General features: G+C 43.0%; 27 protein-coding genes. 21 read left to right on the top strand and 6 right to left on the bottom strand.

Features of this window, described 5'->3' with window-relative positions; genetic code table 11:
- The first annotated feature begins 67 nt into the window (after nt 1-67).
- The 7 genes from MHH46_RS26155 (at nt 68) to MHH46_RS26125 (ending at nt 8266) form a co-directional block, all read left to right on the top strand.
- Nucleotides 68-829 (top strand): SagB/ThcOx family dehydrogenase, encoded by a 762-nt coding sequence (locus MHH46_RS26155; RefSeq protein WP_076194569.1) that lies wholly within the window; start codon nt 68-70, stop codon nt 827-829.
- A 200-nt stretch (nt 830-1029) separates the two neighbouring features.
- Nucleotides 1030-2049, top strand: coding sequence for a helix-turn-helix transcriptional regulator (locus tag MHH46_RS26150; protein ID WP_179086330.1), 1020 nt, complete (start codon nt 1030-1032; stop codon nt 2047-2049).
- Nucleotides 2050-2220: 171 nt separating this feature from the next.
- Nucleotides 2221-4002: an ABC transporter ATP-binding protein gene (locus MHH46_RS26145; protein ID WP_076194625.1), complete on the top strand. Its 1782-nt coding sequence runs from the start codon at nt 2221-2223 to the stop codon at nt 4000-4002.
- The gene (locus tag MHH46_RS26140; RefSeq protein WP_076194572.1) at nt 3999-5738 is read left to right on the top strand and encodes an ABC transporter ATP-binding protein; all 1740 of its coding nucleotides are present in this window, start codon (nt 3999-4001) and stop codon (nt 5736-5738) included. The genes MHH46_RS26145 and MHH46_RS26140 overlap by 4 nt, the downstream gene beginning before the upstream one ends.
- Nucleotides 5739-5770: 32 nt before the next feature.
- Nucleotides 5771-6187: a hypothetical protein gene (locus MHH46_RS26135; protein WP_081386447.1), complete on the top strand. Its 417-nt coding sequence runs from the start codon at nt 5771-5773 to the stop codon at nt 6185-6187.
- Nucleotides 6188-6809: 622 nt separating this feature from the next.
- Complete coding sequence (locus MHH46_RS26130) at nt 6810-7709, top strand: hypothetical protein (protein ID WP_076194575.1); 900 nt, start codon at nt 6810-6812, stop codon at nt 7707-7709.
- Nucleotides 7710-7801: 92 nt separating this feature from the next.
- Nucleotides 7802-8266, top strand: coding sequence for a phage tail protein (locus MHH46_RS26125; RefSeq protein WP_076194578.1), 465 nt, complete (start codon nt 7802-7804; stop codon nt 8264-8266).
- 467 nt (nt 8267-8733) lie between these two features.
- On the opposite strand, the gene MHH46_RS26120 is transcribed toward MHH46_RS26125, so the two are convergent.
- Nucleotides 8734-8925 carry a transposase gene (locus MHH46_RS26120; protein WP_076194580.1) on the bottom strand — a complete coding sequence of 64 codons (192 nt, stop codon included), beginning with the start codon at nt 8923-8925 and terminating at the stop codon, nt 8734-8736.
- Between the two features lie 116 nt (nt 8926-9041).
- Here MHH46_RS26120 and MHH46_RS26115 point away from each other — a divergent pair, with 116 nt between their 5' ends.
- Nucleotides 9042-9194 carry a hypothetical protein gene (locus MHH46_RS26115; RefSeq protein WP_179086331.1) on the top strand — a complete coding sequence of 51 codons (153 nt, stop codon included), beginning with the start codon at nt 9042-9044 and terminating at the stop codon, nt 9192-9194.
- 98 nt (nt 9195-9292) lie between these two features.
- Here MHH46_RS26115 and MHH46_RS26110 read toward each other — a convergent pair whose 3' ends face one another.
- The 4 genes from MHH46_RS26110 to MHH46_RS26095 all read right to left on the bottom strand — a co-directional run bounded on the left by MHH46_RS26110 (nt 9293) and on the right by MHH46_RS26095 (nt 13068).
- Complete coding sequence (locus MHH46_RS26110) at nt 9293-10462, bottom strand: DUF4179 domain-containing protein (RefSeq protein ID WP_076194583.1); 1170 nt, start codon at nt 10460-10462, stop codon at nt 9293-9295.
- Nucleotides 10449-10982 carry an RNA polymerase sigma factor gene (locus tag MHH46_RS26105; protein ID WP_076129163.1) on the bottom strand — a complete coding sequence of 178 codons (534 nt, stop codon included), beginning with the start codon at nt 10980-10982 and terminating at the stop codon, nt 10449-10451. The genes MHH46_RS26110 and MHH46_RS26105 overlap by 14 nt, the downstream gene beginning before the upstream one ends.
- A 238-nt stretch (nt 10983-11220) precedes the next feature.
- Nucleotides 11221-11769, bottom strand: coding sequence for a hypothetical protein (locus MHH46_RS26100; protein WP_076194586.1), 549 nt, complete (start codon nt 11767-11769; stop codon nt 11221-11223).
- A gap of 87 nt (nt 11770-11856) precedes the next feature.
- Nucleotides 11857-13068, bottom strand: coding sequence for a sugar efflux transporter (locus MHH46_RS26095; RefSeq protein WP_052097297.1), 1212 nt, complete (start codon nt 13066-13068; stop codon nt 11857-11859).
- Nucleotides 13069-13316: 248 nt separating this feature from the next.
- Between MHH46_RS26095 and MHH46_RS26090 the strand changes: the two genes are divergently transcribed.
- Nucleotides 13317-14246 (top strand): phosphotransferase, encoded by a 930-nt coding sequence (locus MHH46_RS26090; protein WP_076194627.1) that lies wholly within the window; start codon nt 13317-13319, stop codon nt 14244-14246.
- A gap of 200 nt (nt 14247-14446) precedes the next feature.
- On the opposite strand, the gene MHH46_RS26085 is transcribed toward MHH46_RS26090, so the two are convergent.
- A complete protein-coding gene (locus MHH46_RS26085; protein WP_036679656.1) occupies nt 14447-14632 on the bottom strand; it encodes a hypothetical protein in 186 nt (61 codons plus the stop codon).
- Between the two features lie 507 nt (nt 14633-15139).
- On the opposite strand from MHH46_RS26085, the gene MHH46_RS26080 reads away from it, so the two are divergent.
- The 12 genes from MHH46_RS26080 to MHH46_RS26025 all read left to right on the top strand — a co-directional run bounded on the left by MHH46_RS26080 (nt 15140) and on the right by MHH46_RS26025 (nt 25799).
- The gene (locus tag MHH46_RS26080) at nt 15140-16051 is read left to right on the top strand and encodes a dihydrodipicolinate synthase family protein (RefSeq protein ID WP_038573110.1); all 912 of its coding nucleotides are present in this window, start codon (nt 15140-15142) and stop codon (nt 16049-16051) included.
- A 5-nt stretch (nt 16052-16056) separates the two neighbouring features.
- A complete protein-coding gene (locus MHH46_RS26075; protein WP_076129213.1) occupies nt 16057-16698 on the top strand; it encodes an SGNH/GDSL hydrolase family protein in 642 nt (213 codons plus the stop codon).
- Nucleotides 16699-16846: 148 nt separating this feature from the next.
- Entirely contained in the window at nt 16847-18253 is a 1407-nt protein-coding gene (locus MHH46_RS26070; protein WP_076129167.1) for an ABC transporter substrate-binding protein, read from the top strand.
- Nucleotides 18254-18337: 84 nt separating this feature from the next.
- Nucleotides 18338-19213 carry a carbohydrate ABC transporter permease gene (locus tag MHH46_RS26065; protein WP_076129168.1) on the top strand — a complete coding sequence of 292 codons (876 nt, stop codon included), beginning with the start codon at nt 18338-18340 and terminating at the stop codon, nt 19211-19213.
- A gap of 13 nt (nt 19214-19226) precedes the next feature.
- On the top strand, nt 19227-20069 hold the full coding sequence (locus MHH46_RS26060) for a carbohydrate ABC transporter permease (protein ID WP_081382492.1): 843 nt from the start codon (nt 19227-19229) through the stop codon (nt 20067-20069).
- Nucleotides 20070-20093: 24 nt separating this feature from the next.
- Nucleotides 20094-20783, top strand: a complete 690-nt coding sequence (locus MHH46_RS26055; protein WP_076194589.1) for an N-acetylmannosamine-6-phosphate 2-epimerase — start codon at nt 20094-20096, stop codon at nt 20781-20783.
- Nucleotides 20784-20806: 23 nt separating this feature from the next.
- Nucleotides 20807-21685, top strand: coding sequence for an ROK family protein (locus tag MHH46_RS26050; protein ID WP_076129169.1), 879 nt, complete (start codon nt 20807-20809; stop codon nt 21683-21685).
- A 23-nt stretch (nt 21686-21708) separates the two neighbouring features.
- Entirely contained in the window at nt 21709-22563 is an 855-nt protein-coding gene (locus MHH46_RS26045; protein ID WP_051491079.1) for a MurR/RpiR family transcriptional regulator, read from the top strand.
- Nucleotides 22564-22593: 30 nt separating this feature from the next.
- A complete protein-coding gene (locus MHH46_RS26040) occupies nt 22594-23067 on the top strand; it encodes a YhcH/YjgK/YiaL family protein (RefSeq protein ID WP_076186392.1) in 474 nt (157 codons plus the stop codon).
- 236 nt (nt 23068-23303) lie between these two features.
- Entirely contained in the window at nt 23304-24296 is a 993-nt protein-coding gene (locus tag MHH46_RS26035; RefSeq protein WP_139329957.1) for an ABC transporter substrate-binding protein, read from the top strand.
- Nucleotides 24277-25053, top strand: a complete 777-nt coding sequence (locus MHH46_RS26030) for an ABC transporter ATP-binding protein (RefSeq protein WP_076194592.1) — start codon at nt 24277-24279, stop codon at nt 25051-25053. The genes MHH46_RS26035 and MHH46_RS26030 overlap by 20 nt, the downstream gene beginning before the upstream one ends.
- A complete protein-coding gene (locus MHH46_RS26025) occupies nt 25047-25799 on the top strand; it encodes an ABC transporter permease (RefSeq protein ID WP_076129172.1) in 753 nt (250 codons plus the stop codon). The genes MHH46_RS26030 and MHH46_RS26025 overlap by 7 nt, the downstream gene beginning before the upstream one ends.
- Nucleotides 25800-26141: the final 342 nt, after the last annotated feature.

The raw sequence follows: 26141 nt of genomic DNA, 5'->3' as shown, positions 1-26141 counted from the left end.
TAGATCACCGTATGATTTTTATGACATGATAAATTAGAGCTATTAAGGTAGTTCAGGAGGATCTGTTATGACCAGATATGAACAACAAAGAAATTTTCTGAAATCCAATTTTCATGAATTCAAACATATCAAAACAGATAAGATCAAGGGAATTGCACAACCGCCAATTGTTAAGCCATTTGATTCAGATGCACTAATTATTGATTTGCCCAAGGTCAGCAAAGACGTTGTGAGTAAAGAAAATATTTTTGATTGTATAGATCAAAGAAGAAGTACACGGTTCTATTCTGAGGATACTGTTAGTCTGGAGGAGTTATCCTATTTATTATGGGCTACCCAAGGGATTAGCGGTATGAATAAGAACGGACTTACGCTGCGGACTGTACCCTGCAGTGGGGCGACGCACACCTTTGAAACCTATTTAATGATTATGCGTGTAGAGGACATTGGGCAAGGGATCTACAGATATCTGCCTGTGGAACATAAGCTCTTATTTATGTTTGAATTAGATCAACTTGAACAAAAGATTGATGCTATTACTTTGGATCAGCCCTTTGTCCCTAACTTTGCCAAAAAGGCTTCTGTATTGTTTGCCTGGAGTACCACACCCTACCGCTCCGAATGGAAGTATGATATTTCTGCTCACAAAAAAATCCTCATCGATGTTGGACATGTCTGCCAGAACCTTTATTTAGCCAGCGAATCCATCGGTGCAGGTGCTTGCGCAATTGGAATCTATGATCAAAAGTTGATAGATGAGATTTTAGAATTAGACGGCGATGAAGAGTTTGTTATCTATCTTGGGGCAGTTGGGAAGAAACGAGAGTAGCTATGAAGGCTAGATACGGCTTCGGAAGTGAGACATATAAGCCTTTTTCACCCTTCGGGGTGGGAAAGGTTTTTTTGATTATAATCCAGTGTATTTGCCCAACTGCTCAGTCTGAACGAAGAGGAAATCGTAATGTTTAATTGATAATCATTCTCATTGCATATATAATTAACCCAAAGTAAGAGGAAGCAGGGATGTGCATGGAGCGAAGCAATGGACTGAAAGAAGCAGAAACGATTGATGCCCATAAGACGCTTACATGTGAAGGGGTGGATTATAATTATCGTTTTGATGGGGCTCATTTTGAGATTAAACCTCCAGTCGAAATAGGGGAAGGCAGTTGCCGCAGCCTGCTTAGCCATGGGTATATCCAGATGACAGATTTTAATCTCTGTTTTAATCGGGATATCGAAGCGAAGGGCAATTTTAGCACTCCGCGTACAGAGCTGGCATTCTGCATGGGGCATGGCATTGAGTGGGGGACCTCGCTGAAATCGGACTATTTTGTTATAGATACAGGAGAAATTGCGCTGTTTCATGGCGGAGTAAGAAGTGAAAACTGCACATACCTGAGTGGAGCGGGGTACCGATTCATCAGCATAGATATGAGCCCTGCACAATTTGAGCGGATGACCAGTGGTCTGACTGAGGATACACGGCTTCGCATCGGAGCTGGTGCGGGTTTGTTTTTTGGAAAAAATAACATCACACCATCCATCCGCTTCATTCTATCGCAGATTGCGGATTGTTCCTATAGCCATGGCATGCGTGAACTTTATCTGGAGGGCAAAATGCTGGAGCTTATGGCGGTCTATCTCAATGAATCTTTATATGAAGCAGACCGGATTCCACGCTCGGTCAAGCTGTCCAGAGAGGATATGGAGAGCCTGCGGCTCGCTAAGGAGATTTTACAGCGTGATTATTTGCACCCGCCGACGCTTGCAGGCCTTTCTCGCATTATATGCCTCAATGAGTTCAAGCTGAAAAAGGGCTTTAAGGAAATGTTTGGTTATACCGTGCATGCCTACGTTATCGAACAACGGATGCAGAGAGCGCAGCAGCTGCTGGAACAAGGAAGTATGACTGTAAGTGAAGCAGCCTCCAGAGTTGGATACGGTAATGTGAGTCATTTCTCGGCAGCCTTCCGCAAAAAGTTCGGTGTGCGTCCAGGAGAATATCTGATCAGCGGCAGGCAGCGCCTCTTCGGTATTAAGTTGTAAGTCCGTATCCTGCACAGATGCTCCTGATTTGGTTAATTATAATCCCTTAAACGGTAGCAATCGTGAACAACGTTCCTATACACTAGTGCACAGAGAATCATTCTCAGTGCACTTTTTTTGCGCGTAATTACCAAGAGTGGGGGAACGGCTGTGAGTAAAACCAAAACCGGCATGCCAAGGCTGCTGGAGATCGCCGGAGAGAAGCGAGGTTTGCTGCTCTTGTCCGGAATATTGTCATCTGTCAGCGCCGTATTAATGCTGATTCCGTTTTTGTCTGTTTATTTCATTTTGGCAGAGCTGCTGCGCCATGCTTCATCGCCTGGACAGGTCGACGGTGCGTATATGATCCGCTGGGGGTGGATTGCACTTGGAGGGTTAATCGGAGGGCTGGTGACTTCGTATTGTGGTATTATGTGCTCGCATATTGCGGCTTTTCGTATTCAATATAATTTGCGTGTGCGAATGACCGAGCATTTGGGCAGATTGCCGCTCGGTTTCCTGAACGGGACTTCAACAGGCGTGGTCAAGAAGACGCTAGAGCAGAATGTCGACAAGGTGGAAAATTTCGTAGCGCATCAGCTTCCCGATTTAGTCAGCGTGCTGGCTTCTACAGTGCTGATGATCGTGGCGATGTTTTGGCTTAGTCCGCCGTTGGCGGTAGCTTGCCTGCTGCCGATAATTATAGGATTAGGTGTGCAGTCAGCGCTTATGATGAGCAGCAGTGGCAAGGCCAGTGTGAAGCAGTATCATGATTCGTTGGAGCAGATCAATACTTCGGCGGTGCAGTATGTACGGGGGATGCCCGCGGTTAAGGTGTTCGGGCAGACGGTGCATTCTTTCAGAAAGTTTTACAGTGATATGACCAGCTACCGCGATTATTGTCTGGAGTATACGGACCGTTATCAAACAGGTTATATCTTATTCAAAACATTGCTTGCGTCACCGTTTACCTTTATTTTGCCGGTGGGCGTCTTCATGCTAAGCGGTCGGCCGGATTCCATGTCCTTTGCGCTTGTGCTGTTGTTCTTTCTGATTATGGCACCCGGTGTTTCATCTCCGCTCTACAAGCTACTTCTGCTGGCTTCAAGCACTCGGGATATTGGCGAAGGCGTGGAGCGGATGGACCGTCTCTTGGCACAGCAGCCTGTACCGGAAATAGCAGAACCGCTATCTCCGCATACTTTTGACGTTGAATTTGTCGATGTAACCTTCTCCTACAGTGAAGATGCAGGGACTGCAGCGGCGCTCAGCGAAGTCTCATTCCGTGCGGAACAAGGGAAGGTTACAGCACTGGTAGGCCCGTCAGGTTCGGGAAAATCGACGGTGGCCAGCTTGGTGCCGCGGTTCTGGGACCCGCAAGTGGGTGCAATCCGCATCGGTGGAGTCGATATTCGCCATATGGCGATCCATGAATTAATGAATACAGTTGCTTTTGTATTTCAAGAAACCTTCCTATTCTATGACACTTTGTATGAGAATATTGCTGTCGGCAAACCGGGAGCGACTTTGGAGGAAGTCCAGGCTGCAGCCAGAGCGGCACAATGCGACGAGTTCATTACTCGGCTGCCGCAGGGATACGATACGTTAATTGGTGAAGGCGGTGTCTATCTCTCGGGTGGTGAGGAGCAGCGCATTGCAGTAGCTCGGGCTATTCTCAAAAATGCACCAGTGCTCGTGCTCGACGAAGCGACTGCTTTTGCCGACCCGGAAAATGAGTTTCATATGCAGTTAGCACTTACGGAGCTTATGCGCGGCAAGACGGTTATTGTCATTGCTCACCGACTCTCCTCTATACGTGAAGCTGCACAAATTCTGGTGCTGCGGGATGGAGAAATCGTGGAACGTGGAGAGCACGCAGGTTTGATTGAGGCGAAGGGGCTTTACGCAAAAATGTGGCATGCCTACAGTGACGCCGGAGATTGGCATATGGAAAAAGGAGGGGATCAGCTATGAAGGTATTGCATAATATTACTGCCGGTAAACCGCAGCAGTTGCTGAAGCCTGTACTTTTTTCTTTGCTGGCTAATCTAGTTAGTGTGCTGCCGTTCGCGCTTGTAATTGAGGCGGTGCGGTTGATTTTTGCTCCTTATATTACTGTAGGCGCAGAACTTCAGACAGAACGCCTTTGGTGGATCTGCGCAGGGCTTGTCGCCGTCATGGTGCTGATGTTCCTGAGTGAGATTCCCGCCTATCGCACCGCTTACCGCGGGGCATACAATGTTGCTGCACAGGGACGTGCGGAATTAGCAGAACATCTGCGGAAGCTTCCGCTGGGTTACCTGACTCGCCGGGATCCAGGTGATTTAGCCAATATGATGATGGGCGATTTCACGCTCGTTGAGACGGGCATTTCACATCTGCTGCCACAGCTTGCGGGAGCTTTTGTACTGCCGATATTTGCACTTGCTGGTTTACTGTTTCTGGACTGGCGGATGGCGCTTTCTATGTTCGTAGCGCTGCCGGTTGCTCTCCTGATCATGTATATATCGGGCAAGCTGCGGCGGAGACTCGGAGCGGATCATATGAAGGCCAAGCTGAACGCTGCGAACCGCTTGCAAGAATACTTGAACGGTATACGGGTGATGAAGGCCTATAACCTGACGGGAGAACGATTTGTCCGTCTGGATAACTCTTTTAAAACTTTGATGAAGGAAAGTGTGAAGCTGGAAGGGATGTTCGGTCCGGTTATTCTAACCGCTATGGCTCTTCTTCGTGCGGGACTGACCTTAATGGTATACGTAGGTGTTCATCTATTATTAGGGGGGGAGCTCGGTATTTTGCAGTTGGCAGTATTCCTTATTGTCGGCACACGTATCTATGATCCATTGACCACGGCGCTAGCCAATTATGCCGAATTCCGCTACAACGAACAAGCGGGTGAACGTATAGTAGACCTGCTACGCCAGCCGGTAATGACAGGTAATACGAGTCCTCTTCCTAAAAGCAGCACCATTCGGTTTGACAATGTAACCTTCAGCTATGGAGGAGAGCCTGTTCTCAAAAATTTAAGTCTGGAAATGCCGCAAGGTTCACTGACTGCAATTGTGGGCCCGTCAGGCAGCGGCAAGAGTACAGTGCTGCGCCTGATCTCACGTTTCTATGATCCTGAAGAAGGGAGCGTTCTGCTAGGTGGGCGCAACATCAAGGATATTGATCCAGAACATCTGCTAGGATCTGTATCGGTGGTGTTTCAGGATGTGTACCTATTCCAAGATACCATCGGGAACAACATTGCTTTTGGGCGGCCGGGGGCGTCGCAGCGGGATATTCAGCAGGCAGCGCAAATGGCTCACTGTCATGATTTCATCATGAAATTACCGCTTGGTTATGACACGCCGGTAGGCGAAGGCGGCAGTACGCTGTCCGGAGGGGAGAAGCAGCGAATTTCCATTGCCCGTGCGATTCTCAAGAACGCTCCAATTGTGCTGTTGGATGAAGCTACTGCATCGCTTGACCCGCAGAATGAGGCCGAAATCCAGAAAGGAATTGATGCGTTGATTACGGGCAGAACCGTCATTGTTATCGCCCACCGGTTGAAAACCATACGCGGTGCGGACAACATTATCGTACTGGAAGACGGTCGGCTGGTCGAGCAGGGACGACATGAAGCCTTACTGTTGCGCGGCGGACTGTACGACCGGCTCTGGAAGCTGCAACAGCAATCCGTTGGATTCCGCATCACATCTTAGGCAATGCTCGGCACATTTTAGGAGGGAAACGTATGGCTATAACAAAGGATGAATCCGCTTGGCCGATCATAAGCCTTAGTTTGGGGGAGGCGTTTGATCAGGAGACAGTAGAAGAATATATCGCATATTGGGAAGAACTGCTCGCGCGCCGATCTGCCTTCGGCCTGCTGATGGTGCATTCTGCTGAGAAAAACACACGTCCAGAGCGTGCGGTCACACAGCTGTATATGAACTGGTGCAAGATGAACAAGCGGGAAATCGCCCAATATTGTTCAGGCATCGCGGTCGTAATGCAGAATGCAAAGTTGCTTGCTGTCTACAAGCCAGTTACAGCGTTGTCCACTAAAAGAACCTACGGCTGCCCCGGAGGCGCCTTCTCTGGAGAGGCTGAGGCGATAAGGTGGCTGGAGGAGCAATTGACTAAGACACCCTCAGGTACGAAAACCTAATATAGCTGCCCATATTTTGGGGATACACATTAAAGCTTTCTTCACCCTTTTGGGTGGGGAAGGCTTTTTTTATCTAGAAAGATAAGAATCTGCCAACCCCTCACAACCAACGTGTCAGAGTAAGCTTTTTGAAATATAAATGGGGTGTGTTGGATGAAGATAAATAATAATTATTTGAAAGAAGAATTAAACCAAGAAGTTTGTAGAGGAATTAGGTTTTCAAACATTAGAGGATGATCTCTAGCCAATGGTTATTTCAAGTGGTCGAAGAGATGATGGAATTCTTTATTATTGACTTGCTGAAGTTACCTGATGACCAACCAATCCTAATAGATTTAGGAATAATGCCTGAATTTATATTACCGTTTATCCCGGAAGAGAGAATGCACTAAGCTGGGCATCAAAACCATAGAAAGAACACCAAACATGAGCGTAGAAGAACAATTTAGGTTAGTTCGTAAACATTTTAAAATGTAGGGATGACCGAAAGGTATACCAACTCAAAGAAACCGTTCCTTTGTCAGGGATGGTTTCTTCATAACTAGAAAAGTACACAGGTATGCCCGTATAATAAATAGGAGCAAGTAATTGGAAGTAGATTGATGATGAGGGGAGAGAAGACATGTTTTTCTTTAAAAAAAATAAAGGCATCACAAAAGAGGAGCTACAGGCCTTGGTTGAAGGCTTGGAGCAGGCTTATATGGATAAGGATGAAGAAGGTTTGAGCAAAAGATTTCATCCAGATAGGAGGGGAATGTCCTTTTTAAATCATTTTCAATTAATGATGACATTTCAAATCTATAATATAAAATCTGAAATTCTCGAATTTGAATTGCTGTCAATGGATGCCACTAAAGCAGTCTTTACATACACTCGGAAGCACATTCATACCTGTATCAACCCCGCCGATGAACGTGAGGAAAAAAGAAATCAAATTATCAGTTATTACGTTGAGGCTGTGAAGGAGAATGGTTCAATTTGGATTACGAGGTACAGCTCTTATAGCACGATTTTTGTAGATAAGAAGGGTGATTTCCTTAGTGGTGTGGATGCGGTCATTCCTCCTGGAGAAGAGATCAATTCAGGCATTGCGCGATTCATCCCGTATTTTCAGCTTGATAGCTATGTACCTGCAACCTTCCATGTCTACAGTAACAGTCAATTTATCGGATATTATCCGTTAGGAGAATACCATCGGTACGAACCTTCGCATACGTTCACGATTAATTATTTTGATAAGATAGAGGCATCTTCTGTAGAGAAGCATACAGCGGATTATATCTCCCAAGAAACCTTGTTGACTGCTCAAGTACTGCATCAGACTGTTAATAGCTCTATAGTGGAGACGCAGTTGATGAACAATAATGTATTAGAACATGAACTTGTTACCAGCCTGCTTACGAAGGATGGGTTCTATATGATTAGATTTCTGTATGACAAAGGGGAGCCGATCCCGCCAGAGGAGCGAGAAAAGTGGAAGCGTGAGATGGTCACTTTAATAGAAAAAGAGCACAGCAGTTAACACAGAAACTTGCCGTTACAGACAATACGCGAACCGTATCCTAAGTAACGATAAGTTTTTTTGGTAATAATGAGAGAAAAGGAGAGATGAAAATGTCCTATATCGTTGATTTTAAAAATGTGTCTACGGTTGGGTTAGAATCTTCACCTGTAGTAGATGCACTTGCTGGTCTGCGTGCTAATGAGGCCCGTTACTTTATGAACAAATACAAACATGAGTTTACGGTTGTACGAGCCAGCGAAAGTCAGGAGACCCTTGATTATGTGAACCGAATTTTAAAAGAAGAACGTGATATTGAGTTTGCGGCCAAACCTTTAGAAACATCGCGTTTTCAAGTGGAAAATATTAAATTCGCTTATGTCTTTTATGAGGATGGTCTTGCGGTGAACGTTATGTATACGGTGGATGACCCTAAGAAGCGGGCTGTTGGTTTTAAGCTTTCTGAGGGGATGGAGATCCCAAAGGAGCTAGAAGAGAAGTTTAAGTTTGCTAGGCAGAAGTCCAAGCTAGCCGGAACAATTCGGGGTTCGTTTTTTGTAATTAAAGGAGAGTATTAAGGTTAGCAAAATTGCAACTTAATCAATGAGAGGGCCATCCTGTAAAAGGATGGCCCTAAATCTTGCCGATATAGATAATTTGCGTAGGTTATCTATGGGAATGGACTCTCATTCAAGAGGCCGAATTTATTATATAGGGCAACGAAAACTGGAGTTGCGAGCGTACTTCATAATTATTTTGCATGAATAGCTGGGACGGTAGAATGTACGGTATAAATCCCGTAGATAAGAGCTGGAGTAGCTGAAACGGTGGAATGTACGGTATAAATCCCGCAGATAAGAGCTGAAGTGGCTGAAACGGTAGAATGTACGGTATAAATCCCGTAGAAAAGAGCTGAGGTGGCTGGAACGGTGGAATGTGCGGTATAAATCCCGTAGAAAAGAGCTGAGGTAGCTGAAACGGTAGAATGTACGGTATAAATCCCGTAGAAAAGAGCTGAAGTGGCTGGAACGGTGAAATGTACGGTTCAACTGGTGGATATTCGCCAACATGTGATACGTAGACAGAGTAAACAGCAACATATACTCCATTGATGCAGGGTACTTTTTGGGATGTTAAGCTCTTCCGCCAAGTCGCCCACTGTCTTTGTTTGCTCTTGAATGAACTGCACTGTCTGTTTTTTAAATTCTTCGTTATACCGTTGTCGATGTTCTCCCATGTGAACACACCTCCGTGGACTCATTATCGCCAGTCTGTTAACTACTGTCCACTTTTTATTCTAGCTTCAGTGACTACGTTATAGTCCTTACCGTAAAGGACAAAGAACCGCCTAAGTTGCCAGCAACATGGAAGATGTTGGATGCGGTCAAAAACAATCGAATGATTGAGATTGATATGGAAAAATATTTTGCAGCAGATTCATACTCCTCCTTATTACAAGCCGAAGATATTGCCGACAAATTAACGAAGCTGGCTTCATCAAAATAACCTTATTGGATTGAACCTACCTGAAGCCATCTAAATATAAAGACGAAGCCTATTATGGCTTCGTCTTTTGTAGTTTTGCATACCCTTTTACAAATGAACTATTGGACCGAAAGTACAGTCTCCAGCTCAGGGATATATTCCTTGACCATATTGTTGTCTTCCCACAGTCCTTTAGTCCCAGCTGGGGCTTGACCTTCGGAAACGACTAAGTACGGTTTGATGGTTACGGTATTCGGTATAGTCTTGAAGGGTTCAAAACGAACATTATAAGATTCGCTTAAGGGGTGAGCACCGATGGGCTTCAGTTGAACGCCACGTTCATCGACAATGTCAAATTGAAGAGCGATGACGCCCCCGTTAGCACCCTTATATTTCGAAGGGATAGAAGCGAGCATTTCTTCTACGCTCTGGCCCGGTTTGGTTTTGTACTCAATGGATACCTGCGTTGTGATTGGGGTGATTTCTACCTTACTGATCTGCAAGTTAATGTTATCGTGATGCTTGGTCTCCTCTGAAGTTAGTGCGGTAACAGGCGTTGATTTGGTAACAGGCAGAACGAATTCGAACGGGACATCGTAACCCTTTAACGTTACATTTACAGTCAAGTCAAACTGATCAGGGAACTGGACAGTCTGTGTTGTTGTGCTCGGATCATAATAAGTGTTCAAAACCTGAACCATTATGCTGGAAGCAGTCTCACCATCCATGTGTTCGTAACTCCAGAGCAGAGGTTGACCTTTATAGAGAACCTCAAACTTATCCACCGCGCCTTTATTGGCATCTGAAGGCGGCGAATTGGGCTCCGAAGCCAAACGGTTTCCAGGAGTGGTTAGGTTCATAAGAATTCGGGTTCCGTCAAATAACAACGTTGGGATATTCATGGTCACCTCGCTATGGGTCACGCTTTGGTTTACGTTTGTGATGAAATCCCCGGCTTGTTGAACACCGGGATCTAAGTTTTTTTCGCCCCATAATGAATAGATTTGTCCCAAAACCGGAATTTGCTTGAGTGCACCAGCCATTGCGGGCGATACAAAGCCGGAAGCAAGGACTGTAACTCCAAGAATTGCAGCGGCTGCAGTGGAAATCAACCACTTATTAAAAGTTCTTGATGTATCCATCTTTCTCTGAATGGGGGAAGTGGAATTATCGGTCTCCCTGATGATTTGGTAAGTCTCATTCAGTTTGGAGCGGGCAATATCCGATAACTGAGCGGGAAGTAGGCTTTGGCAGTTCTTTAACTGTTCTTCTAACTTAGTGTTTACCATGTCGCAACTCCATTTCTTGATTGAATTGAGATGAATGCTTTAGCTTTTTGCGGGCGCGATGCAGCCGGGTCTTCACGGCAACCGTAGAAATTTCGAGAATGTCGGAAATTTGACGGATCGGCATGTCCTGTAGGTAATGAAGGTGAATGACAATCCGGAGGTTCTCCTCAAGATGTTGAACGGCATCCCATAATTCGATTTTCTCATAATCCTTGGAAGTGGAAGGGACTTCGGGAAGCTCTCCATAAGGGAGGGCTCTTGAGTTGTTTTTGAGCATTTTATTGCATTCATTAATCAGAATCCGGAAGATCCACGTTTTGAAAAAAGCGGGCTCTCTGAGTGTATGGATGTTCTTAAAGGCTTTAAGCATCGTCTCCTGCAGGGCATCTGCACAATCTTCTTCTTTGTTGACGATGGACCTTGCAGTTCTGTATAAAGGTAACTCTATCTCCTGCATCAACTGCACGAATGCTTCAGGGTCTCCAGCTTTGGCTTTGACGACAATAGGATCTATATGCAAAGATTTACCTGCTTTCTTGACTAGAAGTCTTAGGATGTTCGTAACGTTACTTAAATATTAGATCGGGTAGGTAGCTAGAAGGTTACCACAAACATGATTCCATTCTCCGCAGCTCGCAATGCTAGCAAGGGGAGAAATTGTTTTTTTTCCACAAAAAAATCGCCGTTCAAATTCCCTGTCAGGAATCGGACGACGATTTTCAAAAGCTAGTCAGTCAGTTAGTCAATCAATCAGTCAATCAATCAATGATATAAATGACCCATTCCCCTTGATCGTTTGGCCGAATAGCGTATAGCATTTTTACATTTTCAACGGTCTTTGCGGCCATATCCAAGCGTTGTCCGGTCACCGTTATATTTACCTGATGTTCGTTGGGTAATATGGAATCGATGCTTTCGATGTCTGTGAATTTGTACTGATATTGTTCGTCATAATAAGGTTCCATAGCATCTGCTAGTTTTTTGTTTACGAACCCGGATTGGAAAAGTGTGTGGTCATGCTCAACCAAAGCGGTTAGGTTTTTTTCCAGCACTTCAAGCGCGGGGAGATCATACTCTGTCAATTGATCTGAATATGATTTCAGATTTATTGACAATTCTGCTTTAAAGCTGGTTTCATTTGGCTGCTTGGGTTCTGTGTTTTGCGGCTTTTGCGTATTCATCGCTGGACTATGAGTTGGCGTATTTGCTCCTGTGCTCGGCTCCTCGATGGGTTTAACATCCCCTGCACATGCTGCCAGAAAGATTAAAGACATCAACATGAGCATTCTTGCAATAGTTTTTAACATCTAACCCCACCTTTTTAAGGATATGTTAGTTAGTCGCGAGAAAATATGGAGAAGTTTCAAGGGCTGAATGAAGCCCGAAAAAGCGGATTAAATCGCTAGTTTTTGTGGATCATCTACAGAGTAACGTCCGCTTACCGCAAGCATGATTGTAGAAATAATGACGAGTATGAAACAGAGCACAAATGAATACCGGTACCCAACAACACTAGCTAATAACCCGCCAACAAGACTGCCAATCAGTCTGCCGATCGTGGATGAATTAGAGTAGAGCGTGGATGCATACCCAGGCATGTTTGGAAGCAGATCCTGAATGTAGCTAATGCCAATCGCTGAAATAACGGCAACAAAAAAGGCAAGCAAAATTTGGGCTGCAAGCATTTGCCACATCGCGCCTGAAGTAATGACAACGAGATAATAAGCTCCTCCGAAAATGGCTCCGCACATCATCAGGATTCGGTTACTGTATTTCGCACTAAGTAGTCCCAGCATGATCATAAAAGGAATTTCCAGCGCAGCACAAATACTGCTGACTAAACCAACATCGCTTGTTGTTCCCCCTAGATTGTTGGTAATAAAGAGGGCAGTATTGATGCTACTCGTCCAGTGGGCTACATACATGAGTATCATAATCAGAAAAGGAAGCAGAACATTACGGTTCTGACCCAACCGGAAACTTTTTACTTTTACTTCTGCAGTACTGCTTTTCACTTCTGTATTTGATTTCAGGAATAGCGAAATAAGTAAGGCAACCAGCAGGAATACTCCGATGGTGCCCGAGAAAATCCCCTTAAACCCAACAGCAGCAATTAGTAGAGTACCGATTAAAGGACCTGTAATAAAGCCGAGAGAGAAAGCAGAACGCAAGGTAGAATTTGCAAACGCAGTATCCGTAAAATCGCTCTTATTCACTGCTTCTCTAGCTATGGCGAACAATTGAGGCATCCCTGGTGCACCGAGGGCGGTGAACACAATCATGTAGATGAATAAGATCGTAAAATCCCCAATGAGCAAGTATCCGCTATAAGCCAGAGCATTACAGAGCGTGGAGACAAGGTAAATGTTTCTTCGATTTAAGCCGAGGTCAGAGCGTCTTCCGATTAGTGTACTGATCCATATCCCGGCAATTAACGTGGTGGCCAGAAAAACACCAAACAGCCCGACAGATACTCCAAGCTGTTCCGTAAAATAAATGGATAAAAAGGGTGCGCTGAGTGAAATCCCCATCCCCTGCAGTAACATACATAAAAAGAGTAAGCCATAAGAGGGAATCGAAAATAGTGCAGTTAGTCGTTTGAACATGTTGTGAAAGTACTCCTCTATATTTGTTTAGATATTTCATAAAAAAAAGCCGTTGAAATGAATTCCAACGGCTTTTTGTATGCTTGTTTTTTTCAAGACCTTATTCAACATCATAATTGATCAGAAAGAATAAGTCTATACTTTCGGCTGGATTTTATTTACTATTGTGAAGCCGGCAAAACCTAATAAATGGAGTGTTGTTAATGGACGTTACTTGTCATCTCGATAAGGCTGACTTACAGGATTATATTAGTAGGGTTTTTGGCAGCAGTTATTTCGTTGCTCGTGTTTCGCGCATGCATGGCGGCGCACAAAAGGTGGTCTACAAGATTGAGTGCAGTAATGGATTTTCCTGCGTTTTGTATGTGTGGGATCTTTCCATGAATTATTTTAAAGAAGAAAAAGCCAATGAAGATATAAATGAACAATCCTATGGAAGTCATTTATTCGAATTAAATAACAGGTACTTAACACAACATGGAATTCAGACCCCTGCTCTTTATGATCTGAATAAGGCAAGAGATCGTTACTCTTTCGATTATGCTCTGGTTGAATATATAGATGGAAGAATGGCAGAAACCTATTTTCATCATCCCGAGTTACGTGTTCAAGATAAAGTTTTTCAGCGTGTGGGGGAGATGCTTACTGCTATGCATACCCACGAGAGGCATGTTTTTGGGAAAGCAAATGCTAACGAGAGCAGCATGGGGCAATGTCATTTATTACAAATGGAAAATGCGAAAGTACAGCTAGCCTATGCCTCCCAACATATTGAGAAGATCAGGTCTAATCAAAGCAAACTGCTCGATAAGTTGTACGAGCTTGAATCAAAAATTCAACCCAGACAGCAATATGGGTTTATTCACGGGGAACTGGGCCCTGACCATGTTATGGTTAACGATAAACTGGAACCTTTCTTGATCGATATCGAAGGAGCAATGTTTTATGATATTGAGCATGAACATAGTTTTTTGCAGATGAGATTTGGGGATTTCTACCGGTACTTAAAGAACGATGCTCTGGATCATGATAGGCTGTTATTTTATCAATTCCACCATCATGTCTCCTTAACTTCAGGTGGATTAAAGCTGCTGCATAGAGGATTTCCTGATCAACAATTCGCCCAAGGCCTAGCTGATTATCAATCGGGACGCGCGCTGAGGTTTATCGAAGGATGAACTAAACAAGGCCTTTGAATTGATAACCTACTGCCATGTCCTTGAAAGTAACCTATTAGCCTTCTTCACCCTTTAGGGTGGAGGAGGTTTTTTCGGTATACAACTACAAGGCATAATAAAAGACCGCATCCACTGAAATTGCTTCCAGAACTGGCGGTCTGATGTCTTCGTTATGAATCAATCTTTATCTGAAGGGTTAGTTAATGAAATTTAACGGTCTTGATGCGAGCCTCTTCTTCATAGCTAAGTGGTTTCGGAGATTGCGGAGTGTGCAGATGACGCTCCACGGAGTACTCCATTTTCCGGTAGTCCTCATTACCTGTATTCAATGTTGGATTCCAGTTTTCTGTCACCCAATTTTTAAGTTCTTTAAGTCCTGCTAGCATTTCCTCCAGCCTCCTTTGGCGAAGAAACAAAATAGATTTTGTAGTTCTTTGTTTACGCTTTCATTATAATCCTAAACTCCATTTTTTAAAAGGTGTGTCCGTCTGAAAAACACAGATTATTCAGTGAACATTGTGTGTTATTTAGGTTTTGTGCTTCATCTGGAGAGAAGTGTCTCCCTGTAGGAGACATTTTTAACGAAGCTGAAAGGATACTCATTAGTACCACTTTTTTTAATTATTTTACATCCGTATATCCAACAAATACTGCCCTGAAGAAATAAATTTAGGGTGGAGAATTTACAGGATTATTTTCTAATGAATATGGAAAAATAAATGATTATTAGCTGCGAGTTGCACTGAAAACCATTATTTTGCTAATCATAAATAAGATTGGTGGAAATAAATTTTATTTTTCTAAAAATAGAGAAAATAATTTACAAAAGCAAAATATAATGATATTTTGTTTATGTAGAAAAGAAACCGCTCACAACTTAAGGGGGATTAACAATGACACTCACAAAGTTCCACGGAATTATACCTGCCTTTTATGCCTGCTATGACGATCAAGGAAATATTTCGGAATCCCGGACGCATGCTTTATGTGATTACTTATTTGAAAAAGGAGTTCAAGGTGTATATGTGGGAGGCAGCTCAGGAGAATGTATTTACCAGAGTCTCGACGAACGCAAAGCGGTACTAAGCTACGTAGCTAGTAACCTGAAAGGTAAAATGACACTGATTGCCCACGTGGGTGCCCCTTCCACTAGAGATAGTATTGAGTTAGCGAAACATGCTGCAACCTTAGGATACGATGCATTATCCGCAATCCCGCCTATATATTTCAAGTTACCTGATAGTGCAGTCTATAAATATTGGAGCGAGATTATGGAGGCAACCCCTCTAAGCTTCATCATCTACAACATTCCTCAGACTACTGGATATACACTGACTCCGTCCCTATTTGAGAAGCTGCTTGCGAACAAAAAGGTGATTGGTGTGAAGAACTCCTCCATGCCGACTATGGATATTGAAAGATTCAAAAGAGTGGGTGGAAAAGATGTAGTGGTATTTAATGGACCGGATGAACAATATGTTGCGGGAAGAATCATGGGAGCGGATGCGGGAATCGGTGGAACCTATGCGGTTATGCCTGAGCTGTTCCTGCAAGCAAATGAATTTGTTAAGGCTGGTAAGTTCGAAGAAGCTGGACAAATTCAAAGCGATATCAACGATATTATCATCGCCCTTTGTTCGCTGAAAGGTGCCATGTATGCCGGAATAAAAGAGATTCTAAAATTAAGAGGCGTAAACATTGGTAGCGTAAGAGCACCGCTTGAGGCAGTAGCCGCTGAAGATGCTGGTCCGATCGCAGACATTATGAAATTGATTGATCAAGCTATTGAAAGATATTGCGGTTAAGACAAATGAAGAAATCCATCGTATGCTTTGGCGATTCTAATACTTGGGGCTACGACGCAGAGACAGACCGCAGATTTAAGGATGATATTCGTTGGACGGGAATTCTTCATACAGAATTGGGTGACGCCTACCGTATGATCGAAGAAGGGCTTCCCGGCAGAACAAGTGTCAGTGAGGACCCTCTATTCGAAGGACTTTCTGGAATTTCCTATATCTATCCCTGCCTGATGTCACATTCGCCATTAGACTTGGTTGTGATCATGCTTGGGACCAATGATACCAAAGAAAGGTTTGGATTAACTTCTTATAACATCGCACAAGGTATTGTTAGACTGGCTCTTAAAGCTAAAGGTAGCGGTGCAGGACCTGAGGGGAAGGCTCCAGAGGTTCTAGTAATCGCGCCCCCTCCGATTGGAGCAGAGTATATTCATACCCCTATTGGCAAACCAATGGGTAGCGGGTGTAGTGAGAAGTCTATGGAGCTCGCTGAGCATCTTGCAGCTTTGCTAACGGGAACTGGTATCCACTTTGTAGATTCCAGAGACCATGTATCGATGAATGAAATTGATTATATGCATCTTGATCCGCAAGGACATCGCAGCATGGCCGATTTAGTGCAATACCATGCCAAACGGATTTTAAATTAAAGGTTCTATGCTTTCGAAGCGAGTTTTGTACGAAGAGATTCAGAGAAGATAATGCTCACAAAACTTTAAGCGTATGCTTTCGATGCGAGTTTTGTACGTAGCGATTCAGAGAAGGTAATGCTCACAAAACTTTTAGGGAGGTTTATAAATGAAGAAAAAACGTTTACTCTCGGCAATGCTTGCGCTAATGGTGATTATTTCTTTAATTTCAGGTTGCTCAGGTAACAATGCTGCGAGCTCTAATACATCCGATAATTCTTCTGCGTCTGGGAAGGAAAAAGTGGCGATCAGAGTATGGCTGACTCCACAGTGGAAGGGTGTTGTGGATGCCACGGAGGCAGGCGCGGACTATGACAGCTTCCTAAAGCACGCCGCTGAGAAATTCAAAGCACAATATGATAAATACGATGCAGATATTCAAATAGAGGTCATTGCTGGAGATCAGCGCGATCAATTGCTTAACGTTAACTTAAGCGGAGGAACACCTCCAGATGTGTTCTTTGAGAGTGTATTCCCGATGGGGGATTACGTTCACCGGGGAGCATTGGTTCCTTTGACCGACATCATTGATGAAGACGCGAAAAGCGATATTGCTCAAAACTACTGGGACGCTGTAACGTTCGGAGAAGATATTTATTTCTATCCATTCCAGCACAACCCAGGCACCTTGGTTTACAACGCGGACATGTTTAAAGCAGCAGGCTTAGAAAAGTTTGTGGGTGAAGAATCCGAAATCAAAACTTGGAACTTGGATGAATATCAACAAATTCTTGAGGGTCTGAAAAACAATCTGCCGAAGGATAAGTATTCCAATGCATATCCAATGGCATTATTCGCTGTAAATAATCAGGGCGATACATGGAACCTTGCCTATATGAGAATGTTCGGCAATAAGTTCTTTGATGATCAAGGCAACATTGTCCTGAATGATGAGAACGGAGTTAAAGCTGCAACTTGGCTGAAAAACCTATATGACGGCGGATATACAAATCCAGGCGCAGAATCTGTTTCTTCTAATGATGCCAATGCTATGTTCCAAAATCAGCAATTAGCGATCAGTTTCACTAACCCAATTCTGTTTAATGGTACGAAAGCTAATATGGCGGACGGTACGGCAGCGAAATTCGATATGAGACTTGCTAATATTCCGTCGGAAAGCGGAGATCCTCTATCCTTTACTTATGTAGTAGGCGCTAGTGTATTCAAGTCCAAAGATGCTAAGAAGACTGAAGTAGCTAAGGATTTCGTGAAGTTCTTCTCAAGCGATCCTGAGTTAGTTAAATCCTCTAAGAATGGTATTCCTGTAAGAAGTTCTGTAGCCGAAGCGCTTAAAGCGGAGAATCCACTGTTTGCAGCTTACGATGCCAACTCTAAATATTTGTTCAACTTCACAGGCAACGTTCCAGGATACAGCCAATTAAGAGAGGTCTTATATCCAGAGCTACAAGCACTTTACATGGGAGCTAAGACACCGGAACAGTTTGTGCAAGATTATCAGGCAAGTGGCAACAAGGTGATTGAGACCAATAAAGCTGGCTCTGTAATTTTCCAATAATCTAAGACCAGATAAACAATACACGATTGACAGCCTTTAGGGTCTGAAGAGACTCTGGGGCTGTTAATTAGAAAGGTAAACGATATGAAACTACGTAGTAATTACCTAAAAGAGAATATTACAGGTTATCTGTTTATTTTACCTCAGATGATAGTATTCTTAGCCTTTCTTGTCTATCCGATCTTAGAAGGGATGCGGCTGAGTCTATACCAGATTAATTATGACAGCGAGAAGTTTGTGGGTTTTGCCAATTACACCACATTGTTTAATGATCCGGTATTTTTTAAGGCTACCATCAACACCGTTGTGTTCGTAATATTTATCGTTCTACTTACAGTGGGGTTTGCATTGTTCGTAGCCTCTGCGGTATTTGATAAGAATGCTAAGTACGTTTCCTTTATTAGAGGAAGTTATTATATCCCGGTAATGGTGTCCATGGTGGTTATGAGTATGGTCTGGAGCTTTTTGCTGAATCCGGCTAACGGACTTATCTCTTATCTATATAAAGACATGGGACTAGGGACGATTAATCTGCTGGGAAATCCAAAGACGGTTCTGCCAGTCGTGATATTTGTAACCTTCGCAACTAACGTGGGCCAGGCAATTATTCTGTATATAGCTGCGATGATTGGTGTCTCGAAAGAGCTTTTTGAAGCAGCAGAAATCGATGGTGCTAGCAGATGGCAAGTGATTACAAAGATCCTGATTCCTTCGGTAGGACCTACAACAACTTATATTACGATTATCAATATTATTGCCGTATTAAAAATCTTTGTAGTTATTCAGTTATTGACCGGTGGCGGACCGAACAATTCCTCCGTAACGCTGATGTACTACCTTTATAATAATGCCTTTAAATATAACCAACTCGGTGTAGCTTCTGCGGTAGGGGTTATCATGTTCGTGATTACATTGATATTGTCTGTGCCACAGCTACGAAGCATGATTAAGGTGAAGTGAGGGGGAATACAACATGTCGAAGATTAAAAACAAGAAAAAGAGAGAGAAGTTTGATGTGATATCGAATGTGATCATTATCCTCTTCGCACTCCTTAATCTTTTTCCACTATATTGGTTATTCACAAGTTCACTCAAGAACAGCTCGGATGTTGTGAAGATGCCTCCAGACTGGTGGCCCAAATCGATTACATTCTCCAACTATGTGGATGTATTTCAGAACCAGCCGGCTTTAAGATGGACGTTTAATAGTATTTATGTATCTGGTATTTCTACTATTTTGGTTATTGTTGTAGGCTCTATGGCCGCCTATGCGTTCTCAAAGATTAATTTTAAAGGTAAAAATATAATCTTCATTATCTTTATATCAAGTTTGATGATTCCTAAAGAAATTATGATAGTACCCTTATTCCGGATCACCCAACAATTTGGAATGGTAAATAGTTATAACGGTATGATTTGGCCGAACGTGGCGGGTGCATTTGGAGTGTTCCTATTAAAGGGATTCTTCGATTTAACCCCTAATGCCTTAAGAGAAGCCGGGAGAATAGATGGTGCAAATGAATGGAGAATCTTCACGCGCATCATGTTGCCTATTGTCAAACCTGGTATTGGAGCCTTATTTATTCTGAATTTCGTGCAAGTCTGGAATGATTACTTGTGGCAGCTGGTTATAGGCCAAGAGAACAAAATGAAAACATTAATGGTTGGTACTGCGACCTTAATGCAGGATTTGAATCCTAATTTCGCTTATAAAATGGCCGGAGCTACCATCGCTGCAATTCCGATGTTGCTAGTGTTCATGTTATTCCAACGGTTCTTCACCAATGGGATTACGGCAGGAGCAGTTAAAGAATAAATAAAAATGTGGAGTGGGTTACTGATGAATACTGAAAATAATGTACTTAAAAAAATAAAACATAAACTAGTCGTCTCCAGTCAAGCCTTACCAGAAGAACCGCTGCATAGCCCGTTTATTATGGGGAGAATGGCTTATGCTGCTTACTTAGGCGGGGCTTCTGGAATTCGGGCAAACAGCGTAGCGGATATTCAAGAAATCAAAAAGCAAGTGAATCTGCCGATCATTGGGATAATCAAAAAGGTGTATGAAGGCTCTGAAGTCTTTATTACACCCACTCAAAAGGAAGTCGATGAGCTGTACCGCGAAGGGGTAGATATCATTGCTATGGATGCTACAAACCGTATTCGCCCGGACGGATCTACTATTTCTGAACTTTTTCCACTTTTAAAAGAGACCTATAAAGATCAACTGTTTATGGCGGATTGTTCTACATTTGCGGAAGCTGCGAAGGCTGTTGAGCTGGGATTTGATCTGATAGGAACTACCTTGAGCGGTTATACAGAGGCTACTAAAGGCCGCAACTTGCCAGATTTTGAATTGGTTCAGCAAATCGTCAACAACTTCTCTGTTCCCGTTATAGCTGAAGGTGGGGTTTCCACTCCTGAAGAATTAAAGACCATGTTTGATTTAGGTGTGTATTCAGCAGTGGTTGGCTCTGCGATCACGAGACCGATGGAGATTACGAAACGGTTTGTGAACGCTATTCAGTAGAACGCCAGAGAGGGTAGATGGGAATGAGAATTGTAGCCGTAGATATTGGCGGTACCAATACCAAGATGTGTATATGCGATAAACAGGGGAATGTACATGACTTCAAGGAGTATGCAACAGAAAGCTACTTGGGGGGACCCCATGTAATCTCAAGAATGCTGGAAAAGATTGCAGAATACGATCATTTTGATGCCATTGCCATAAGCACCGCGGGCCAAGTTAATGCAGAAGAAGGATTTATTGTCTATGCTAACGAAAATATACCTAGATATACTGGAATGAAAATTAAGGATATTGTCACCCATCATTTTCATAAACCTGTTATGGTAGAGAACGATGTGAATTCAGCAGCATTAGGCGAAGCTTATTATGGAGCTGCTCAGAGCTTTAACAATTTCTTATGTCTAACCTTTGGCACAGGCATTGGCGGTGCGATCGTCATTAATCGCCAAATCTATAAAGGGGCTAATGGGGTAGCGGCTGAATTTGGCCATATCTTTACTCACCCATTGTCGGCCCCATCCGGAGTAGAAGGACTGCCGTATTATGAAAAATACGCTTCAACTACAGTTTTAGTGAAGATGGCTCAGCTGGCAGATCCCGAATGCACGGACGGAAAAGCTTTATTTGATAAAATACAGAGCGGAAATGAGCAGCTTGATCGTATTCTAGATCTATGGATTACTGAGGTGGCTGTGGGTTTAGCTTCTATCACACATATCTTCAATCCATCCGCGATTATTATTGGTGGCGGCGTAATGGAACAAGAAGATTTGGTTCGAAGGGTAGAAGAACGCACGAAGTCTTTGATTATGGAAAGCTTTGCGGGAGTGAGAATTGTTAAAGCCTCATTAGGGAATAAGGCAGGTCTGCTGGGAGCTTCCTCCTTATTCGTACATTAATTTATTGAAAAGGAGGGGCTTTTTTGCGGACAATCAGTATTTTTTCTTCAATTCATTCTAAATACAATAATTTGACAAATACGGAGAAGAAGGTAGCGGACTACGTACTGGAGAATACGAGAAGTGTAGTCTACATGTCGATTACTGATCTTGCAGATGCATGTGATGTTGGGGAATCAAGTATATTTCGATTTTGCAAATCTTTAAGTTATAAAGGGTATCAAGAGTTCAAGATCGCATTGGCACATAGCATCACTGTGGAGAATGAGATCCCGCAGCTTACCGATCAAATTCTGATGGATGATACGATTGAAGCTGTTGCTTCTAAAGTGCTGACCACGAATGTAAGTGCACTCAACGAGACCTATAATTTAATTGATATACAGAAGATCAGTGAGGCCATTGAGTATTTGATTAATGCAGAACGTGTATTGTTTTTCGGTGTGGGCTCTTCTCTAGTCACAGCTATGGAAGCCAAGATTAAATTTATGCGCATTACGAACAAAACGGAATGTTTAATGGATTCACATCTGCAGATGATGTCGGCAGCGTTGATGTCTAACCGGGATGTCGCTGTTGTGATTTCTTATTCCGGCTCGACCAAGGATAGCATTGAGGTTGCGAGAAAAGCAAAGGAACGAGGAGCCAAAGTAATATCCATTACCAGGTTTGAAAAGTCACCGTTAACCTCGTACTCCGATCTGACCCTGCTATGTGGGGCTAATGAAGGACCGCTGCAAGGGGGTTCATTATCTGCAAAGATATCGCAGCTTTATCTGCTTGATATTTTATATGTAGAATATTTCAAGAAGACTAGTGAGCAATCCATAATCAATAAAGAAACTACAGCTTCAGCAGTCAGTGAGAAACTGGTTTAGCACATTAAGATGTGAGGGGAATGGGAAGTTATGATCTTAGGTTCTTTGTCATCTTGGGAAGAGCATATCAAGTATGAGAATCCTGTCATTGTTGAGGCTATTGAGGAATTGAAAGTAATCTTACAACATGATCCTGATCTTGGGCGAATCGAAATCCGCGGGAACGAAATGTATGCTTCGATTATGGCTCTGGAGGCAAAATCGCTGGAGGAACAAGTCGCAGAGAAGCATGAGACTTATATTGATGTGCATTATCTGATCGAAGGTGAAGAAACGATTGGCTGGGCACCCCTGCAAGAAGGGATTGAACCCATTAAGCCTTACGATGCCGAAGGAGAATATGCGCTTTATCCCCCATCAGCAGATGAAATATTGTTATCTTTGAAGCCTGGAATGTTCGCGGTCTTTTTCCCTCATGATGTTCACAGACCGGGCATGGGTCAACCGGGGCAGCAGATTAAAAAAGCTGTCATTAAAATCCACACAAATCTACTAACTCCATAATATAGAGATTGAGGCTGGTAGCGGAACCATTCCGCTGTCAGCTTTTTTTGCGTCGCTTCTATTTACTTATATCTAAATTTATAAATATACAAAATATAAAGATTGGTGGTAAACTTAACATGCCTAAAGCTTTTTTTGTAGAGCTTAAGGATTTTTTTGCATGCACATTTATGAGTGAGCAAAGAATATTACAGAGAATTACACTATAGAAAGAATAATGGAGGCAGGAGAGTTAAATGAAGAATAAAGGTCTAAAGAGAATGTTGTTGTTATCTATGATGGTTGTTGTCATCGCTGCACTTGCAGTGGGTTGTGGTTCGAAAAATAATACAAATACAGAATCGTCAGAGGGAGCTGCTCCAGAGGCTGCAAAAGAAGTTACCTCATTGTCGCTCGGTTTATTACCCTCGATTGATGCTATTCCTTTTATCATCGCACATGAACAAGGTTTCGATAAAAACCACGGTGTGGATCTGGACATCCAGACGTTTAAAAGCGCCAAAGATCGGGATGTAGCTTTTCAAGCAGGCAAGCTGGATGGTCTAAGTGCTGACCTGGTTGCGATCTCCATTTACAATGAGGCTGGACTGGATGTGAAGATCACCAGTACAACTTTTGGGGAATTTGATTTGCTGACTGGAAATGAATCGATCCAGGATGTGAAGGGTTTGAAGGGGAAAACCGTGATTTTGTCCAAAAATACCTCCACACAATATACAGTGGCCATGATGCTGAAACAAGCAGGTCTGACCGAAGCTGATATTACAGTGACAGAGGTTCCACAGATTCCGACCCGTTTAGAATTGCTTAAGAATAATAAGGCGGATGCGGCAATTTTGCCAGAACCTTTTGTAACGATGGGCAAAACCTCAGGCCTGCGTGTACTGAGCTCAACGCTAACTGCGGGAGTAAATCCGTTCGTATTAGCTTTCCCGCAAACTGCAATTGATGCCAAAGCAGAAGCTATCCGCAGTATGTATGCTGCTTATGATGAAGCAGTAGCTTATATGAAATCCCATGAACAATCTGAATATATCGATCTTGTAATCAAAGAAGTAGGATATCCAGAAACATTAAAAGATGAGATCAAGGTACCGGATTATGTACCAGCTTATCAAGTGGATGTGAAGGAAGTAGAGGCTGCATTTGCTTGGGCACGGGAAAAAGGTTTGCTCAGCAAAAATATCTCGGCTGAAGATGTGATTTCTGATGTCCAATTCAAGAAATAAAGGACTCGCCATAAAGGATCTGAAAGTAGAATATAAGAGCGGACAATTAGCCTTAGGTCAGGTGGATTTATCTTTGCCGGAACATGGGATCTACACTATTATCGGACCCTCTGGCAGCGGAAAATCAACCTTATTACGCGCGATTGCGGGCTTGCTGCCTAGCTATCAGGGACAAATTCTTTTTAATGAGAAATCTGTACATGAGAAAGAAACGTTAATCGGGCTGGTGCCGCAGAACTACGGGCTTCTTCCTTGGAAGACTGTACATGATAATATTCAAATCGCAATGAAGATTACGCATACGGCAAGTTCATCCAAGCAAGAACGGGAGACGCAGATTAAGCAGTGGCTTTCGTCGATGGGGATCTCTGATTTAGCAGAACGTTATCCCTTATCCCTCAGTGGAGGCCAGCAGCAAAGAGTAGCGATTGCCAGAGCTTTTGCCATTTTGCCTACTATTCTGTTGCTGGACGAGCCATTCTCTGCACTCGATGCGATAACAAGGGAAACGCTGCAGGTCCTCTTTTTAGAGAACTGGCTGGCTAACCCGACGACTACATTATTTGTCACTCATGATGTGGAAGAAGCGATTCTGCTGGGGCAAAAGATTATCGTCATGCCGTCCAACAAAGAAACTACACCTGAAATTATTGATAATCATTTGGTGTTTCATATGAAGCATGAGGATAAGCGGGACAGTGTGGATTTCTTTGAGCAGACTAAGCGGATTAGAAAGGTAATGCAGGAGATATGGTAAACAAACGTCGACTTCATCATCTAGTAAGGCTGCTATTTGTATTTGTCTGTATGAATGTAGTCTGGTATATCGCATTTTTACTTATGAACCATTCGATTTTGCCAAGTCCCTTTGCTGTATATAAGGCGATGTTTCAGTTAGGAGCGCAGGATATTGCTATAAATGTAGGGTATAGCTTGTTCAGAATTTTTGCAGGTGTGGTACTGGCGTTAATTATTGGACTGCTTGTAGGTCTTCTAATGGGACGTTCGTTGACCTGGAACAAACTGCTGGACCCTGTGGTTTACTTGACCTATCCGGTTCCCAAAATTGCCCTGCTTCCAGTAGTGATGCTGTTCTTCGGGCTTGGGGAGACGTCCAAAATCCTAATGATCATGCTGATTCTATTGTTTCAGATCATCATTTCGGTAAGGGATGGGGTTAAGGCTATTCCGGACAATACCTATGATGTCTTAACTAGTATAGGTGCCAGCGCTGTGCAGAAGTTCTGGCATGTGACACTGCCGGGTGCATTGTCAGTAATTCTGAGTACGATTCGTATTTCGCTTGGAACGGCGATATCTGTACTGTTTTTTACGGAGATCTATGGAACAGAGCATGGTATGGGCTTTTTCATCATGGATGCGTGGTTAAGATTAGATTATCCGGAGATGTATGCGGGAATTATGTTGTTCAGCTTGGTCGGTTTTATTCTCTTCTTGCTTGTTGATTTTCTTGATTACAAGTTTATGAAGTGGCGGAACTAAATTTAGTTGGAAATTAAACGATAGCTTTCCTTTGCCTGAGTTTGGGCAAGGGGGAGCTTTTTTTATATGATTTTTTGGGGGCAACACAATTAATTTTAGTTTCATTATTATTTGAATGGAAAAATAAAACAGTAAAATAAATGAAGGAAAAAATGAAAATTAAACTTACTTAGGGCTGTAAACCCCCGTTTATTTTAGAAAAATATAAAGATGGTGAGATGAAAAGAGGGAATTTGTTTTAAAAAAACTAATAAATCTCTTGATTTCTTGCAAATCTATTGGAAATTATATTCATAAAAGTATAAAAAGGTTTAGTTTAATTTATTTACAACCAGATTTTAG

The sequence above is a fragment of the Paenibacillus sp. FSL H8-0175 genome, from assembly GCF_045040615.1.
In the GTDB taxonomy this organism is placed as follows: Bacteria; Bacillota; Bacilli; order Paenibacillales; family Paenibacillaceae; genus Paenibacillus_AQ; species Paenibacillus_AQ odorifer.
Note: the sequence above shows the minus strand (reverse complement) of the source record. Positions and strands in the feature narration are given on the sequence as shown.

Coding starts and splice junctions, on each gene's coding strand:
- MHH46_RS26100 (WP_076194586.1), bottom strand. CDS start 11,769: ATGTTAAAAACTATTGCAAGAATGCTCATGTTGATGTCTTTAATCTTT.
- MHH46_RS26065 (WP_076129168.1), top strand. CDS start 18,338: ATGAAACTACGTAGTAATTACCTAAAAGAGAATATTACAGGTTATCTG.
- MHH46_RS26095 (WP_052097297.1), bottom strand. CDS start 13,068: ATGTTCAAACGACTAACTGCACTATTTTCGATTCCCTCTTATGGCTTA.
- MHH46_RS26040 (WP_076186392.1), top strand. CDS start 22,594: ATGATCTTAGGTTCTTTGTCATCTTGGGAAGAGCATATCAAGTATGAG.
- MHH46_RS26060 (WP_081382492.1), top strand. CDS start 19,227: ATGTCGAAGATTAAAAACAAGAAAAAGAGAGAGAAGTTTGATGTGATA.
- MHH46_RS26025 (WP_076129172.1), top strand. CDS start 25,047: ATGGTAAACAAACGTCGACTTCATCATCTAGTAAGGCTGCTATTTGTA.
- MHH46_RS26075 (WP_076129213.1), top strand. CDS start 16,057: ATGAAGAAATCCATCGTATGCTTTGGCGATTCTAATACTTGGGGCTAC.
- MHH46_RS26055 (WP_076194589.1), top strand. CDS start 20,094: ATGAATACTGAAAATAATGTACTTAAAAAAATAAAACATAAACTAGTC.
- MHH46_RS26035 (WP_139329957.1), top strand. CDS start 23,304: ATGAAGAATAAAGGTCTAAAGAGAATGTTGTTGTTATCTATGATGGTT.
- MHH46_RS26130 (WP_076194575.1), top strand. CDS start 6,810: ATGTTTTTCTTTAAAAAAAATAAAGGCATCACAAAAGAGGAGCTACAG.
- MHH46_RS26125 (WP_076194578.1), top strand. CDS start 7,802: ATGTCCTATATCGTTGATTTTAAAAATGTGTCTACGGTTGGGTTAGAA.
- MHH46_RS26140 (WP_076194572.1), top strand. CDS start 3,999: ATGAAGGTATTGCATAATATTACTGCCGGTAAACCGCAGCAGTTGCTG.
- MHH46_RS26120 (WP_076194580.1), bottom strand. CDS start 8,925: ATGGGAGAACATCGACAACGGTATAACGAAGAATTTAAAAAACAGACA.
- MHH46_RS26070 (WP_076129167.1), top strand. CDS start 16,847: ATGAAGAAAAAACGTTTACTCTCGGCAATGCTTGCGCTAATGGTGATT.
- MHH46_RS26080 (WP_038573110.1), top strand. CDS start 15,140: ATGACACTCACAAAGTTCCACGGAATTATACCTGCCTTTTATGCCTGC.
- MHH46_RS26150 (WP_179086330.1), top strand. CDS start 1,030: ATGGAGCGAAGCAATGGACTGAAAGAAGCAGAAACGATTGATGCCCAT.
- MHH46_RS26135 (WP_081386447.1), top strand. CDS start 5,771: ATGGCTATAACAAAGGATGAATCCGCTTGGCCGATCATAAGCCTTAGT.
- MHH46_RS26050 (WP_076129169.1), top strand. CDS start 20,807: ATGAGAATTGTAGCCGTAGATATTGGCGGTACCAATACCAAGATGTGT.
- MHH46_RS26110 (WP_076194583.1), bottom strand. CDS start 10,462: ATGGTAAACACTAAGTTAGAAGAACAGTTAAAGAACTGCCAAAGCCTA.
- MHH46_RS26155 (WP_076194569.1), top strand. CDS start 68: ATGACCAGATATGAACAACAAAGAAATTTTCTGAAATCCAATTTTCAT.
- MHH46_RS26145 (WP_076194625.1), top strand. CDS start 2,221: ATGCCAAGGCTGCTGGAGATCGCCGGAGAGAAGCGAGGTTTGCTGCTC.
- MHH46_RS26030 (WP_076194592.1), top strand. CDS start 24,277: ATGTCCAATTCAAGAAATAAAGGACTCGCCATAAAGGATCTGAAAGTA.
- MHH46_RS26085 (WP_036679656.1), bottom strand. CDS start 14,632: ATGCTAGCAGGACTTAAAGAACTTAAAAATTGGGTGACAGAAAACTGG.